At 75.5% G+C, this 14408-nt stretch carries 12 protein-coding genes, 1 pseudogene and 1 riboswitch; of the genes and pseudogenes, 8 read left to right on the plus strand and 5 right to left on the minus strand.

The annotated features are described in order from the left end of the window. The first annotated feature begins 49 nt into the window (after nt 1–49). The 3 genes from CYQ11_RS26880 to CYQ11_RS26890 are packed head-to-tail and all read left to right on the plus strand — an operon-like array spanning nt 50 to nt 1637. The gene (locus tag CYQ11_RS26880; protein WP_099198245.1) at nt 50–625 is read left to right on the plus strand and encodes a DUF6230 family protein; all 576 of its coding nucleotides are present in this window, start codon (nt 50–52) and stop codon (nt 623–625) included. Then, nucleotides 616–1044: a DUF6114 domain-containing protein gene (locus CYQ11_RS26885; protein WP_099198246.1), complete on the plus strand. Its 429-nt coding sequence runs from the start codon at nt 616–618 to the stop codon at nt 1042–1044. The genes CYQ11_RS26880 and CYQ11_RS26885 overlap by 10 nt, the downstream gene beginning before the upstream one ends. Then, nucleotides 1041–1637 carry a hypothetical protein gene (locus tag CYQ11_RS26890; RefSeq protein ID WP_099198247.1) on the plus strand — a complete coding sequence of 199 codons (597 nt, stop codon included), beginning with the start codon at nt 1041–1043 and terminating at the stop codon, nt 1635–1637. Before CYQ11_RS26885 ends, CYQ11_RS26890 begins: the two co-directional genes overlap by 4 nt. Here the strand turns inward: CYQ11_RS26890 and uppS are convergent. Continuing rightward, nucleotides 1624–2448: a polyprenyl diphosphate synthase gene (gene uppS, locus CYQ11_RS26895; RefSeq protein WP_240003242.1), complete on the minus strand. Its 825-nt coding sequence runs from the start codon at nt 2446–2448 to the stop codon at nt 1624–1626. The two genes, CYQ11_RS26890 and uppS, sit on opposite strands and share 14 nt — an antisense overlap. A gap of 128 nt (nt 2449–2576) precedes the next feature. On the opposite strand from uppS, the gene CYQ11_RS26900 reads away from it, so the two are divergent. Further along, nucleotides 2577–3197, plus strand: coding sequence for a phosphatase PAP2 family protein (locus CYQ11_RS26900; RefSeq protein WP_099198249.1), 621 nt, complete (start codon nt 2577–2579; stop codon nt 3195–3197). On the opposite strand, the gene CYQ11_RS26905 is transcribed toward CYQ11_RS26900, so the two are convergent. Next, the gene (locus CYQ11_RS26905; protein WP_099198250.1) at nt 3184–4539 is read right to left on the minus strand and encodes a cytochrome P450; all 1356 of its coding nucleotides are present in this window, start codon (nt 4537–4539) and stop codon (nt 3184–3186) included. The two genes, CYQ11_RS26900 and CYQ11_RS26905, sit on opposite strands and share 14 nt — an antisense overlap. A gap of 54 nt (nt 4540–4593) precedes the next feature. Between CYQ11_RS26905 and CYQ11_RS26910 the strand changes: the two genes are divergently transcribed. The 4 genes from CYQ11_RS26910 (at nt 4594) to alaS (ending at nt 10381) form a co-directional block, all read left to right on the plus strand. Next, nucleotides 4594–6105 carry an FAD-dependent oxidoreductase gene (locus tag CYQ11_RS26910; protein ID WP_099198251.1) on the plus strand — a complete coding sequence of 504 codons (1512 nt, stop codon included), beginning with the start codon at nt 4594–4596 and terminating at the stop codon, nt 6103–6105. Then, the gene (locus tag CYQ11_RS26915) at nt 6102–6584 is read left to right on the plus strand and encodes a nitroreductase family deazaflavin-dependent oxidoreductase (protein WP_099198252.1); all 483 of its coding nucleotides are present in this window, start codon (nt 6102–6104) and stop codon (nt 6582–6584) included. The genes CYQ11_RS26910 and CYQ11_RS26915 overlap by 4 nt, the downstream gene beginning before the upstream one ends. 80 nt (nt 6585–6664) lie before the next feature. Then, nucleotides 6665–7720: a tRNA (adenosine(37)-N6)-threonylcarbamoyltransferase complex transferase subunit TsaD gene (gene tsaD, locus CYQ11_RS26920; RefSeq protein ID WP_181143887.1), complete on the plus strand. Its 1056-nt coding sequence runs from the start codon at nt 6665–6667 to the stop codon at nt 7718–7720. Between the two features lie 12 nt (nt 7721–7732). Further along, entirely contained in the window at nt 7733–10381 is a 2649-nt protein-coding gene (gene alaS, locus CYQ11_RS26925; RefSeq protein WP_099198254.1) for an alanine--tRNA ligase, read from the plus strand. 56 nt (nt 10382–10437) lie between these two features. On the opposite strand, the gene CYQ11_RS26930 is transcribed toward alaS, so the two are convergent. From CYQ11_RS26930 to CYQ11_RS26940, 3 genes and pseudogenes are all read right to left on the minus strand, one after another. Further along, the gene (locus tag CYQ11_RS26930; protein ID WP_099198255.1) at nt 10438–11946 is read right to left on the minus strand and encodes a precorrin-2 C(20)-methyltransferase; all 1509 of its coding nucleotides are present in this window, start codon (nt 11944–11946) and stop codon (nt 10438–10440) included. After that, nucleotides 11943–12569 carry a precorrin-8X methylmutase gene (locus CYQ11_RS26935; protein ID WP_099198394.1) on the minus strand — a complete coding sequence of 209 codons (627 nt, stop codon included), beginning with the start codon at nt 12567–12569 and terminating at the stop codon, nt 11943–11945. Before CYQ11_RS26935 ends, CYQ11_RS26930 begins: the two co-directional genes overlap by 4 nt. Before the next feature lie 378 nt (nt 12570–12947). After that, a pseudogene (locus CYQ11_RS26940) lies at nt 12948–14201 on the minus strand (hypothetical protein); the annotation flags it as partial. Nucleotides 14202–14230: 29 nt separating this feature from the next. Beyond that, nucleotides 14231–14304, plus strand: a riboswitch (cobalamin riboswitch). The last annotated feature ends 104 nt before the right edge of the window (nt 14305–14408 follow it).

Raw genomic sequence — 14408 nt, forward strand, 5'->3', positions numbered from 1 at the left:
CGCCGGTGGGCCACCGCCACATGTTCCCCCCGCCGGACGTTGACCGGACGTGAAGGGGACGAGAAGGAAAGGCGGGCGCCGGGTCAGCCGTCGGCGGCTGGCCGCGGCGTCGTTCGCCGGACTCGCGCTGGCCGGGGGGCTGCTGATGGCCACCGCCAACGGTGTGCTGGCAGTGTCCGCCGCGGGAAGCGGCGGGGCGTTCAAGCTGACGGGCGAGCGGCTGGAGGGGGACGCCTTTCGGGAGCGAACGGACGTGATCGTGGAGCGCGACGGCACCCGGCATCCGGTCGCGGTGGTCAGTGCCGAGCGGGCCTGGGTGAAGGGCTTGTGCGCCAGTCTGCTGGTGCCCACGCCCTTCGGCCCCCTGACGCTGCGCGGCAGCGCCGGTCGGACCCGCCCCGTCCTGGCCACGGGCATCGTGATCAACACCGACCGGGTCAGGGGCGGCGACACCTCCTTCAGCGACCTGCGCGTCGGTCTGCTTCCGGAGGGCGGCGTCGGCGCGGCCACCGGTCATGCGGCGGTGGACCGGCCGGAGTTCACTTCCTGGCTGGCCACGGCCGGCACCTTCCGGATGAGCGATGTGGACGTGGGCGTCGAGGCGGGTCGACACGAGTGCTCCTGACGCTTCTGGCAAAGGCAGGTCTGGCAAAGGCGGGTCTGACGAAGGCGGGTCTGGCGAAGGCGAGGGCGCGGCGGTTCGCGGCCTGGCGGCGGGAGCGGCCGCTGGGCGCCGCCGTGCTTGCGGTGCTGGGCGCCGTGGAGCTGCTGTGGCTGCCGTTCGCGGGATTCCCCGCGGCCGTCGGGGTCGCCGGTGTCGTGGCCGGTGCCGGGCTGTCGACCAGTGTGCCGCTGCTCGTGACCGCGGTGATGCTGGCCACGCATCCCCGCCTGCACACCCCCGTCGGGATCGTCGTGCTGGCCCTGGCCCTGGTCGCCCTGGTCACCTGCAACGCGGGCGGGATGCTGGTGGGCAGCCTGCTCGCGGGGGCGGGGGGCGTGTGGGGATTCGCCTGGCTGCCGCCGGAGCGGGACGCTGGGTGAGGGCCGCGCGGCCGGTCCCGCGGGTGCTGCTGGTGTGCGCCGGAGCGTTCCTGGCCTGTACGACGCTGACCGCCCGGGCGCTGCCGCCGCCCCCGGACCCGCTTCCGGCGCCCCGCGCGAGCGACGGGCACGACGGCCTGCACGGCGGAATGTCCGGTGGCCTGTCCGGTGGCCTGTCCGGCGAAATTCCCGGCGATCCCGGCGGTCCCGGCGACGCCCCGGTGACCCTCGTGGCGCGCACGGTCGGCACCGGCCCGGCGCGTTGCGTCCGCCGTACCGGGCCCGAGCACGCGGTGCTGCACTGCCGCATGGAGCGCGCCACGCTCACCGATGCCGTCGTGACGGTGCGCACCGGGGACCGGCCCACCACGGCACGGATCGCGCACGCCGCCCTGTCCGGCGCCCTCGAGGTGGACCTCGTCCGCCTCGGCGGGAGGCTGGCCGGTCTACTGCCGGTGCGCGTCACCGCCGACCTGCCCCTGCCCGTCGCCGTCGCTCCCGCGCTGGAGCTGACCGATGTGACCCTGGCCGCGGACCGGGTCTCCGTCGAGGGGGGCCGGGTGCGCGACTCCGTGCTCCTCATCCGCCCGTGACGGCGCCGAAGCGGCGCTTGCGCAGCGCGAACGCCGCGACGAGGTCGCGCAGATGGTCCCCCGTGAAGTCGGGCCACAGGGTGTCCACGAAGAAGAACTCCGCGTACGCGGCGCGCCACAGCATGAAGTTGGAGATGCGCTGCTCTCCGGAGGTGCGGATCAGCATGTCGATGTCGGGCAGTTCCGGCAGCGGCAGGTGCCGGGAGAAGACCGACTCGTCGATGGCGTCCGGATCCAGTCGTCCCGTCACGGCGGAGCGGGCCAGGTCCGCGGCCGTCCGCGCGATCTCGTCGCGGCCGCCGTGGTTGAAGCAGAAGACCACCGTCATCGCCCGGCTCCGGCGCGTGCGCTCCTCGGCCTCGCGCAGGGCGTCGACCACGGCGGACGGCAGGCGGGCCTCCGAGCCCTGCCACCGGAACCGCACGCCGCGCTCGGCGTAGCCGCCGAAGGAGTCGAACGTGTCTTCCGCCAGCCGCATCAGCGCGTCGATTTCGGCGCGCGGACGGTTCCAGTTCTCGGTGGAGAGGCAGAACAGCGACAGGTGCTCGATGCCCTCCTCCAGGGCGCCGTCCAGCACCGACGACAACGCCCGCAGCCCGGCCTCGTGCCCGCTCGTCCGCGGCAGTCCGCGCCGGGCGGCCCAGCGGCCGTTGCCGTCCATGATGACGGCCACGTGCCGCGGCCGGTGGCCGTCGGAGGCCGCCGGTGGCCGCCGGCCGCCCATGCCGTTCTCGGGCAGCCGGACGGCGCCTCGGAGCAGCCATCGGGCCATGGATATGCGCCACTTCGACATCCGGGCAGTCCGAGGCATCCCGCCCCCTCACCTCGTGGCCCCGCAAGCTGGGGAGAGTGTTGGCAGGAGCACGGCTGCCTACACCTCAAACCATCCGAAAGAGCGGAACTTCCGTTCCTGTGGGGAAGATAGGCTCATTGCCTGACATGACGGGGAAGAACGGCACGGCGAAGCACCGTACGGCGACGGGCGCGGCGGACCTGCTGGCCCGCCGCATCACGCGCTGCTTCTCGCCCCCCGTCCTTCCGGTGGCCGCGGGTTGCGTCGTCAGCTGGCACGCCACCTGGCCGCGGCCGGCCGGGCTGGTGTGGGGGCTGACCGCCGTGGTGTGCGGCGCCGTGGGGGTGCTGGTGATGGCCTTCGGCGTACGCCGCGGCTGGGTGTCGGACCTGGACGTGAGCCGTCGTGCCGAGCGCCCGCTGCCGCTGGCCTGCGCCTCGGCCGGGGCCGCGCTGGTGTGGCTGGTCTGTCGCCATCTGGGCGCTCCGCGCGAGTTGTTGGCGCCGGCGGCCCTCGCGCCCGCCGGCGGCGCGGCGTTCCTGCTGTGCACCCGTTTCGGGAAGGTCTCGCTCCACACGTGCGCGGCCGCCGGCAGCGTCGTTCTGCTCGCCCTGCGCGTCGCCCCGCTCTGCGCCCTGCTGGCTCCGGTGCCGGCGGCCGTCGGCTGGTCGCGGGTCCGGTTGGGGGCGCACACCCGGGCGCAGGTGTGGGCCGGTGCCCTCCTCGGCGGTGGCCTGACGGCGGTCGTGCTGGTCATCGCCGGGTGAGGCGCGGCTCGCAGACCATCTCCACCGACCGGGGCGAGAGGAAGACGCGGGCCGACGGGTACGCGCGCACCCCGGGCACCGGCCGCAGCCGCCAGCGCGAGGCGATGGTGGCCACCACCGTCAGCATCTGGTGCATCGACAGCCGGTCGCCGATGCACTTGCGCGGCCCCGTGCCGAAGGGGACGTACGCGCACGGGGGCAGGCCGGCCCGCCTGTCCGGCAGCCAGCGGTCGGGGTCGAAGCGCAGGGGGGCGGCGTGGTGGTGGGGGTGGCGGTGCATCGCGTACGGGCTGAAGACCAGCTCCGTACCGGCCGGCAGCACGGTGCCGCCGAGGTCGAGGGCGTCGACCGTACGGCGCGCGAGGAGCCAGACCGGCGGATACAGCCGCAGCGTCTCCAGCAGGGTGCGGCGCGTGTACTCCAGGCGCGGCAGGTGCTCCGGGGTCACGGGCCCACCGGCCAGGACGTCGTCGAGCTCCTGGTGCAGTCGCCGCTCGGCGTCGGGGTGGGCGGCCAGTTCGTGGAAGACCCAGGGCAGCACGTCGCCGATGCCGTGCGCCGCGGCGATGAGGTAGAAGACCATCTCCCGGCAGATCTGCTCGTCGCCCAAGCCGCTTCCGTCGTCCGCGTAGCGGGCACGGGCCAGTGCGGACAGCACGTCCCCCTCGTCGTACCCGGGGTGGGCGCGGCGCTCGCCCAGTGCGTCACGGATCGCCGTCCGCAGGCGGTCGCGCGCCCGCCGGAAGCCCCCCGTGCCGGGGACGGGCAGCCCGTCGGTCCAGCGCGGGGCCACCGAGCGCCAGTACAGACCGCGGTTGAGGTGCGCCTGGACACCGCTCAGGGCCCTCGCGACGGCGGTGGCCGACCCGCCGCAGAACGCGCGGGCGTTGACCTCGTTGGACAGCGCCAGCAGCTCCCGCTCCAGCCGCAACCGCCGCCCCGGCCACCAGTCGGCCAGCCGGTCGCGGGTGGCGCGGACCACCGCGTCGGTCCGCGCGGCGAGCCGGTGGGGGTGGAAGGCCGGCTGGACGGCCCGGCGGTGGCGGCGGTGGGAGGCGAAGAGGGTCATGCCCTCGAAGCTCATGTCCATCACCAGGCTGACGCCGATCTGCGGGCCGGCGCTGTCGGTCAGCCTGCCCTTGGCGACGTACCGGGCCTCGGTGACCAGCACCTGGTGCAACAGTCCGGGATCGGTGATCAGGTAGGAGACGGTCCGGCCCGGGCGGAAGCGGACCAGGGGGCCCAGCTCGTACGCCCCGGCCATGAAGTCCATGGGCCGGAACCACAAGTGGGCGCCGTGCCCGATCAGCGGGAGCGCTGCCGGGGCCTTCGGGACGGTCATCGGCACCTCACCAAGCGGGAGTTCGGGGGCATCCGGCCGGGTACATGTCTACCCATGGCGGCGGGCGGCGAAGTCGTGGTCGTGGGGTCCGGATTCGGCGGTGCCGTGGCGGCGCTGCGGCTCGCCGAGAAGGGCTACCGGGTGACCGTGCTGGAGGCCGGGCGGCGCTTCGCCGACGCCGACTTCGCCGACTCGCCCTGGCAGGCGCACCGCGTCCTGTGGGCGCCCCGGCTCGGGCTGACCGGCATCGTCCGCGTCCGGGTGCGCCGACACCTGCTGGCCCTGACGGGCATCGGCGTCGGCGGCGGTTCGCTGGCGTACGCCGGTGTGCACCATCGGCCCGCCGCGGAGGTCTTCCGTCGCCCGGGGTGGGACCGGACCGTCGACTGGGCCGCCGAACTCGCGCCTTTCTACGCGCTGGCCGAGCGGATGATGGGCACGGCCCCGGTGCCGCTGCCCGCCGGGGCGGACACGGGGGACGGCGTGCTCGGCCGGGTGGCCGCGGACGGGGGGCCCGCGGGCGCCTCCTTCCGGCCCGTCCGGGCCGGTGTGTACTTCGGCGCCCCCGGCCGTCCGGTCCCCGACCCGTACTTCGCCGGTCGGGGCCCCGAGCGCACCGGCTGCACGGGGTGCGCGCGGTGCGTCCTCGGCTGCCGGGTGGGCGCGAAGAACACCCTCATGAAGAACTACCTCCACCTGGCCGAGCGGCTCGGCGCCCGCATCAGGCCGCTGACCTCGGTGATCGGTCTCGTCCCCCGGCCCGGCGGCGGCTGGCTCGTCCGGACGGTGCCCGGCGGGGCGCTGGTGCCGCGGCGGCGGGGTGCCACGTTCCGCGCGGATCAGGTCGTCCTGGCGGCCGGCGCCTGGGGCACCGCGGAGTTGCTGCACCGCTGCCGGGCCGCCGGTACGCTGCCGGGCCTGTCGGCCGCGCTCGGCAGCCGGACCCTCACCAACCGCGAGGTGCTGCTCGCCGTGTCGGCGCCCGGCTTCGACGTCGGGCCCGGTGTCGCCGTGAGCTCGGAGCTGCGCGCCGACGACGTCACGCTGGTGCAGCTGTGCCGGGTCGGCGGCGGTTCCCATCCGCTGGCGGCCCTGCTGTGCCCGTTGCCCGGCGGCGGTGCCCGCGCGCTGCGTCGGTGGCCGGTGCGGCACTTCGGCGGGCGCACGGCGCTGCTGCTGGCCATGGAGGCGCGGGAGTCGGCCCTCACCAGCCGGCTCCGGCACGGGCGCCTGGTCCTCGTCCCCGCCGACGGCCCGCGGGAGCCGGCTCGGCTGCCGGCCGCCGAGGCCGCGGCCCGGAGCTTCGCGGAACGCGTCGCGGGCAGCGCCTACGGCTGGTGGTGGAACACCCTGCTGGGACTGCCGTTCACCGCCCACCTGCTCGGCGGCTGCCCGATCGGCACGGACCCGAGCACCGGAGTCGTCGACACCGGCCACCGTGTGCACGGCCACCCCACGCTGCACATCACCGACGCCTCGGTCGTCCCGGCCAACCTCGGCTGCAATCCCGCGCTCACCGTCACCGCCCTGGCCGAACGCGCCTTCGCCGCCTGGCCCGCCGCATGAGCGGCCGCGCCCGACGCGTCCACCCGGCCGTCGCCCGCGCGGGCACCACCCGCCTCTTCCTGTGGCTCGCCCCGCGCGTGCTGCCCCGTGCGGACCGGGCCGTGCACCGGCTGACCGGCGGGCGCTGGATGCCCAGCCGGCTCTTCCTGCCGAGCGTGGTGCTCACCACCACCGGCCACCGCAGCGGCCGTCCGCACGCCACCCCGCTGTGTGCCTTCCGCTGCCCCGACGGCAGCCGGCTGGTCGCGGCCACGAACTTCGGCCGTCCCCGCCACCCGCACTGGAGCGCGAACCTGCTGCACCGGCCGGAGGCCACGGTCACGTACGGGGGCCGGACCCAGCCGGTCACCGCCCACCGGCTGTCCCCTGCCGCCCAACGCGCCGAGCGTGCCCGGTCCCTGGCGATCCTTCCGGCGTACGACCACTACGCGGCGCGGGTGGGCGACCGCGGGATCCGTGTCTTCCGTCTGGTGCCGTGACGCCATCACCGGAAAGCTTATTGCATAGACTATGCAATTACTGATCCAAAGCAGGAAGGCGCGGCGTGAAGCGTTCACCGGTGGTTCTGGGTATCGAGTCGTCCTGCGACGAGACCGGCGCCGGTCTGGTCCGGGACGGGCAGTTGCTGGGCCAGGCCGTGGCGTCGAGCATGGACGAGCACGCGCGCTACGGCGGCGTCGTGCCGGAGATCGCGGCGCGCGCCCACGTGCACGCGGCCGCCCCCGTCGTGCGGGCGGCGCTTGCCGACGCGGGGCTGACCATGCGGGACATCGACGCCGTCGCGGTGACCACGGGGCCCGGACTGTCCGGTGCCCTGCAGGTCGGTGTCGCCGCGGCGAAGGGGCTCGCCTACTCGCTGGGCGTCCCCCTGTACGGCGTGCATCACCTCGCCGGGCACGTGGCCGCCGACACGCTGGAACACGGGCCGCTGCCGAATCCCTGCATGGTGCTGATCGTCTCCGGTGGGCACACCTCGCTGCTGCTCGTGCGGGACCTCGCCCGCGATCCGATCGTCCACCTCGGGGACACCCTCGACGACGCGGCCGGCGAGTGCTTCGACAAGGTGGCCCGCGTCTTCGGGCTGCCCTATCCCGGTGGTCCGGCGGTCGACCGGGCGGCTCGTGAGGGGGATCCGCGTGCCGTGGCGTTTCCGCGGCCGTTGACCGGGCCGCGGGATGATCCCCATGCCTTCTCCTTCTCGGGGTTGAAGACGGCCGCCGCCCGGTGGGCCGAGCAGCACCGGGCGGCCGGGCGGGCGCTGCCGGTCGCCGACGGTGCCGCCTCGTTGCAGGAGGCGATCGCGGACGTGCTGACGCGCAAGGCCGTCGGCGCGTGCCGGGAGCACGGCGTGGGCACCCTGGTGGTCGTCGGCGGCGTGGCCGCCAACTCGCGGGTGCGGGCGCTGGCCCAGGAGCGCTGCGATGCTGCGGGCATCGAGTTGCGCGTACCGCCGCTGCGGCTGTGCACCGACAACGGCGCGATGATCGCCGCCGTCGGGTACCTGCTGGTGCGGGCGGGGGCGGAGCCCGCGCCGCTCGACGTGTCCATCGATCCGTCCGCGCCCCTGGAGTACGCGGCGCTCCACCCCGTGACCCGCATCGTCCGCGCCGCCTGATCGGAGCCCCCTGTGCGAACCGCCGACATCCGCAGCCGCTTCCTCGACTACTTCGCCGCCCGCGGTCACACCGTGGTGCCCAGCGCGCCCCTGCCGACCCCTGATCCGACGCTGCTGTTCGTCAACGCCGGCATGGTGCCGTTCAAGCCGTACCTGACCGGCGAGGCCGCGCCGCCGTGGCCGCGCGCCACCAGCGTGCAGAAGTGCGTGCGGACCCTCGACATCGAGGAGGTCGGCAGGACCACGCGGCACGGCTCGTTCTTCCAGATGAACGGGAACTTCTCGTTCGGGGACTACTTCAAGGAGGAGGCCGTCTCCTTCGCCTGGGAGTTGTCCACCTCGTCCGTCGAGGAAGGGGGGTACGGGCTCGATCCCGAGCGGATCTGGGCCACCGTCCATCATTCCGACGACGAGGCCGCCTTGCTGTGGCGGCGCGTCGCGGGGCTGCCCGAGGAGCGGATCGTGCGCCGGGGCGACGAGGACAACTTCTGGTCCATGGGCGTTCCGGGGCCGTGCGGCCCCTGCTCGGAGCTCTACTACGACCGGGGGCCCGCCCTCGGGCGCGCCGGCGGCCCGGCCGTCGACGAGGACCGGTACATGGAGTTCTGGAACCTCGTCTTCATGCAGTACGAGCGCGGGGAGGGCGCCGGCAAGAGCGGCTATCCGATCCTGGGCGAACTGCCCCGCCGCAACATCGACACGGGCATGGGCCTGGAGCGCATGGCCACCCTGCTGCAAGGTGTCGACAACCTGTACGAGATCGACGAGACGCGGCCCGTGCTGGACCGGGCCGCGGAGCTGACCGGTGTGCGGTACGGGGCCGATCACCTGGCGGACGTACGGCTGCGGGTCGTCGCCGACCACGTGCGCACCGCCCTGATGCTGCTCGCCGACGGCACCGCCCCCGGCAACGAGGGCCGCGGATACGTGCTGCGGCGCATCCTGCGCCGGGCCGTGCGCTCGGTGCGGCTGCTGGGGCATCAGGACCCCGCGCTGCCGGAGCTGCTGCCGGCCGCCCGGGACTGCATGAGGCACAGCTACCCGGAGGTCGCCGAGGAGTTCGGCCGCATCTCCCAGCAGGCGTACGCCGAGGAGGACGCCTTCCGGTCGACGCTGCGCCAGGGCACGACCGTCCTGGACACGGCGGTGGCCGAGGTCAAGGCGGCGGGCGGGCACCTGCTGCCGGGGCCGAAGGCCTTCCTGCTGCACGACACCTACGGCTTCCCCGTCGACCTGACGCTGGAGATGGCCGAGGAACAGGGCGTCGAGGTCGACCGGGAGGGCTTCACCGCGCTGATGGCGGAGCAGCGCGAACGGGCCCGCGCGGACGCCCGGGCCCGCAAGTCGGGCGGCGCGCTGGACACCTCCGCGCTGCGGACGGTGCTCGCCGCCCACGGACCGACGGACTGGCGGGCGTACGACACGCTGACGACGGACTCGCGCGTGCTGGCCCTGCTGGGGCCGGGCGGTCCGCTGAAGGCGGTGCGCAGCGGTGAGATCGCCACGGTCGTGCTGGACCGGACGCCGTTCTACGCCGAGTCGGGCGGCCAGGACAGCGATGCCGGCACCCTGACGGGCGCCTCGGTGGAGGCCGAGGTGCTGGACGTCCAGCGGCCGCTGCCCGGCCTGGTGGTCCATCGGGTGCGGGTCACGGCCGGCGAGCTGGCGGCGGGCGACGCGGTACGGGCGGCCGTGGACCCGGAATGGCGGCTGGGGGCACGGCAGGCGCACTCCGGTACGCACGTGCTGCACGCCGCGCTCCGGCAGGTGCTGGGCCCGACGGCCCTCCAGGCGGGTTCGTACAACCGCCCCGGCTATCTGCGGCTGGACTTCCCCTGGCGCGGCGGTCTCGGCCCGGCCGCGCGCGGCGAGGTCGAGGAGGCGGCGAACCGCGCGCTGCGCCGGGACCTGCCGGTGGACGTGCGGTGGATGTCGCTGCCCGAGGCCAAGGAGCTCGGTGCGCTGGCGCTGTTCGGCGAGACCTACGGCGAGCGGGTGCGCGTGGTGGAGATCGGCGGCGCGTGGTCGCGCGAGTTGTGCGGCGGCACGCACGTCGAGCGCGCCGCGCAGGTGGGCGTGGTGGCGCTGACGGCCGAGTCGTCGGTGGGCGCGGGCATGCGGCGGCTTGAGGCGGCCGTCGGCTTCGAGGGCTTCCGCTATCTGGCGCGCGAGCGTGACCTGGTCTCCCGTCTGGCGGAGCAGGTGCAGGCCCCGCGAGCCCACCTGCCCGAGCGGGTGGCGGGGCTGCTGGAGCGGCTGAAGGCCGCCGACCAGCAGGCGGAGGAACTGCGCCGCCGCGCCGCAGTGGCCCGCGCAGGGGAGCTCGCCGCGGCGGCCACCGACGTCCACGGCACCCTCGTCGTCACGGCGACGACGGACGGCGACGCCCGCTCGCTGGCCCTCGCGGTCCGCGACCGCCTGCCCCGGGAGCGCCCGGGGGTGACGGCGGTCGGCGCGACGGCCGACGGCGGCAAGGCGGTGCTGACGATCGCCCTCAACCGGGCCGCGGCCGAGACGGGCCTGTCGGCCGCCGGCCTGGTGAAGTCGCTGCTGTCCGGCCGCGGCGGCGGCACGGCGGAGGTCGCCCAGGGCGGCGGCGTGCCGGCGGAGTCGCTGCGGGCGACGCTCGACGGCCTGACGGGCCTGCTGGCCGGGGAGTGAGGACGGTACGGGCCGGGGTGGCCTGCGGCCGACCGCTCCACCCCGGCCCGCGGCCGTCACCGCTCCGGATACCGCCGCGGCGTCCAGACGATCTCCTCCGTGCCGTCCTCGCCCCGGCGCACCGCGCGGGTCTGCGTCGAGCCGACGATGAGGAGGGTGCGCATGTCGACCTCGGACGGGTCCAGTTCGCCCAGGCGGACGACGCGGACGTGCTCCTGGGGGCCGCCCACGTCACGGGCCACGACCACCGGCGTGTCCGGGGTGCGGTGCTCCAGGAGCAGCTCGCGGGCCTTGCCGACCTGCCACAGGCGGCTGCGGGAGCCGGGGTTGTACAGGGCGAGCACCAGGTCCGCGGCCGCGGCCGACCGCAGGCGCTCCGCGATGACCTCCCACGGCTTGAGGCGGTCCGACAGCGACACGACCGCGTAGTCGTGGCCCAGCGGCGCGCCCGCGCGGGCCGCCGCCGCGTGGGCCGCCGTCATGCCGGGCACCACACGGACCGGGATGTCGCGGTACGGGCCCTCGGAGGCGACCTCCAGCACGGCCGTGGCCATGGCGAAGACGCCGGGGTCACCCGAGGAGACCACCGCGACCCGGCGGCCCTGCCGGGCCAGGTCGAGGGCGAACTCGGCGCGTTCCGACTCCACCTTGTTGTCGGAGGCGTGCCGGCGCTGGCCGGGGCGCGCGGGGACCCGGTCCACGTAGGTGCTGTAGCCGACGACGTCCTCCGCCGCCGCGAGCTCGCCGCGCGCCTCGGGGGTCAGCCACAGCGGTCCCGCCGGGCCCAGCCCGACGACGACGACCTCGCCCCGCGTCGTGGCGGGGGCCGCGTCCACGCGGCTCGGCAGCACCGCCACCGAGAAGTACGGCACCGACGCGGGGTCCACGTCCGCCAGCCTGCCCGTGCGCTCGCCGCTCATCGTGGCGCGCTCCACGTAGCGCGCCTCCGGCAGCCGGCCGGACCGCTCCAGCGCGCCGCGCACGGCGGGGAAGGTGCGGCCCAGCTTCATCACGACGGCCGAGTCGGTGGCGGCCAGGCGGGCCGTCAGCTCCTCCTCGGGCAGCGTGCCCGGCAGGATCGTCAGCACCTCCTCGCCCTCGACCAGTGGTTCGCCCAGCCGTGCGGCCGCCGCGCTCACCGAGGTGACCCCGGGGACCACCTCGGTGGCGTAGCGGTGCGCCAGCCGCTTGTGCATGTGCATGTAGGAGCTGTAGAAGAGCGGGTCGCCCTCGGCGAGCACCGCGACCGAGCGCCCGGCGTCCAGGTGCGCGGCCAGCCGGGCGGCGGCCTCCTCGTAGAACTCCTCCATCGCGCCCCGGTAGCCGCCGGGGTGGTCCGTGGTCTCCGTGGTCACCGGGTAGACCAGGCGCTCCTCGACGTGGTCGGGGCGCAGATGGCGTTCGGCGATGGAGCGCGCGATGCTGCGGCCGTGCCGGGCGCTGTGGTAGGCCACGACGTCGGCCGAGGCGATGACCTCGACGGCCCGCACGGTCATCAGGGACGGGTCGCCGGGGCCGAGACCGACCCCGTACAGCCTGCCCGTGGTCGAAGACTGCTCGCTCACTCTTCCTCGCTCGCTATCGCGTTGATCGCGGCCGCGGCCATCGCGCTGCCGCCGCGCCGGCCCCGTACCACCAGGTACTCCAGCCCCAGCGGGCTCTGGGCCAGCGCGTCCTTCGACTCGGCGGCTCCGATGAAGCCGACGGGGATGCCGAGGACGGCGGCCGGGCGGCCGGCCCCCTCGGCCACCATCTCCAGCAGCCGGAACAGGGCGGTGGGCGCGTTGCCGACCGCCACCACCGCGCCCTCCAGCTTGTCGCGCCACAGTTCGAGCGCCGCCGCGCTGCGCGTCGTGCCCATGCGGGCCGCCAGCTCGGGGACCGCCGGGTCGGCGAGCGTGCACAGCACCTCGTTGCCGGCGGGCAGCCGCTTGCGGGTGACGCCGGAGGCGACCATGTTCGCGTCGCACAGGATCGGCGCGCCCGCGAGCAGTGCCTCCCTGGCCCGCGCCACCACCTGGGGGGAGTACGCGAGGTCGCGCACGAGGTCGGTCATCCCACAGGCGTGGATCATGCGCACCGCGACCCGGGCGACGTCCGGCGGCAGCCCGCCCAGGTCCGCCTCGGCACGGATGGTGGCGAAGGACTGGCGGTAGATGGACGCGCCGTCCTTTTCGTAGTCGAACACTCTGTCCTCGTTCACGTCGTGCATGTCGTGGTTGCGTGCCGCCGCCACCGCGCCGGCAAGTCCTCCAGCCGGCACCGGCCGCGCCGGCGTCGGCTCCGTGCCGCCGTCGCGCAGCCCGATCCGGTACCCCTCACCCGTGGCCAGCACGTCGACCCAGGTGCCCCCGGGGTGGCCGCAGCGCCGTTCGCACCCGGACCAGTACACCGGCAGTCCCCCGGCGCCACCAGGGCGCGCGGGCGGCGCGTCCGCCAGGCAGGCGGCGGCGTCGGCGCGTACGTCCGCCAGGGACTTGGCGCACCCCGGCCGGCCCGCGCAGGCGCCCACGCCGTGCCACGGGGACCGGGGGGAGGTGATCAGGCCCGCGTCGGCGAGCGCCGCGAGGCGCGCCGCGGCCGTGCGGGCCGTGAGGCCCGGGACGACGACGCCGCGCCAGGGTGTCACACGCAGTTCCCCGTCGCCGTCCTGGTCGGCGGTACGGGCCAGGAGCCGCCACTGGTCGGTGGTGAGCCGCCCCAGGGGCGCGGTCACCGACAGGGCGCACCGGCCGTCCGGGCCGTGGACCAGGCCCGGTCCGGCCGGGGGGCCGACGGGCAGCGGGCGCGGCGGGACGGGCGCGCAGCCGATGCCGGCCGCGGCGAGGCGGACCGCCAGCCGGTCCGTGCACGGCCGCCGCCCGGGGGCGAGTTCGCGCACCCGCCAGGCCCGGCTGTCGCTCTCGCGCCGGGCGGCGAGGAACTCCAGGGCCGCCAGGGCCGCCGCGCGGGGTGCGTCGTCCGCCGCGACGCGCAGCGAGCCGGCGGTGCCGCCGGGGTCGTCGGTGCCGTACGACAGCAGGGCGCTGCGCCCGTCGTCGCTTGCGATCAATGTCACATCGGGTCCGAGGGCGACGACGTCGCCCCGGCCGTCGTCCAGACCGAAGAGGAACCGACCCGACAATCCCGACAAGTCGCCTGAACTGTCCGTACCGCAGCCGGTATTGCCGGCGCACAGCAGCGCGTCCAGCCTCCTCGCCCAGGTCTGGACGTCCGCGTGCGCCCGGACGCCCCCGTGCGCCGACGCGTCCTCCCGCGCGCTCCCCGCTCCCCGTCCGTCCAGGCCGCACAACGGCGAAGCCACTATGTTGCGCACCCGGTCGTGCCGGTCCGACGGCAGCAGCCCCGCCGCGCGCAGGCGCGCGCCCAGGTCGGCGCCGCACCCGTCCGCGAGCCCGCGCACCTGCACGTTGCCGCGCGAGGTGAGGTCGAGGCGGCCGTCGCCCAACTGGTCGGCGGCGTCGGCCAGAACACGTGCCTGACGAGCCGTCAGCAAACCGGCGGGCAGCCGGACCCGGGCCAGCCCGCCGTCGTCCGCGGAGTGCAGCCGCAGCGCGCCGGGGCAGGCGTCGCCTCGGTCGCGGCCAGGGGATTCGGGGGTGACGGGCATGGCGGCGAGCATAGCCGGGGGTGTGGAGCGCGCCCCCGGCCCCGCCCGCACACCCTTCCCCCGGCGGCTCCGTCCGGCACCCGGTCCGGTGGCCCCGGACGCGGCCCCGGAAAACGACGCATGGACACACCCCCACCGGGGAAGGGACCAGAACACTCTCCCCTCCGGCTCCCGCCGCGCGATCGCTACTATGACCACCGGCGGAGCCATCCGCCGAAACGCCAGCGACGGCGTCAGGGGAGGAAGCCGGTGGAACTCCGGCACGGTCCCGCCACTGTGAGCGCAGCGACACCGCCGCGCGAGTCAGGAACTCCCGCCGTCCTCCAACCGCCCGGGGCGCGGACCCCGAGGAAGGCCAGCCGCAGCATGCGCACATCGTGGTGCCGCGCACCCCGGGCGACCCTCGAAGCACTCGCC

The sequence above is a fragment of the Streptomyces cinnamoneus genome, assembly GCF_002939475.1.
Lineage (GTDB): Bacteria > Actinomycetota > Actinomycetes > Streptomycetales > Streptomycetaceae > Streptomyces > Streptomyces cinnamoneus_A.

Coding starts and splice junctions, on each gene's coding strand:
- CYQ11_RS26905 (WP_099198250.1), bottom strand. CDS start 4,539: ATGACCGTCCCGAAGGCCCCGGCAGCGCTCCCGCTGATCGGGCACGGC.
- CYQ11_RS26915 (WP_099198252.1), top strand. CDS start 6,102: ATGAGCGGCCGCGCCCGACGCGTCCACCCGGCCGTCGCCCGCGCGGGC.
- CYQ11_RS26900 (WP_099198249.1), top strand. CDS start 2,577: ATGACGGGGAAGAACGGCACGGCGAAGCACCGTACGGCGACGGGCGCG.
- uppS (WP_240003242.1), bottom strand. CDS start 2,448: ATGCCTCGGACTGCCCGGATGTCGAAGTGGCGCATATCCATGGCCCGA.
- CYQ11_RS26910 (WP_099198251.1), top strand. CDS start 4,594: ATGGCGGCGGGCGGCGAAGTCGTGGTCGTGGGGTCCGGATTCGGCGGT.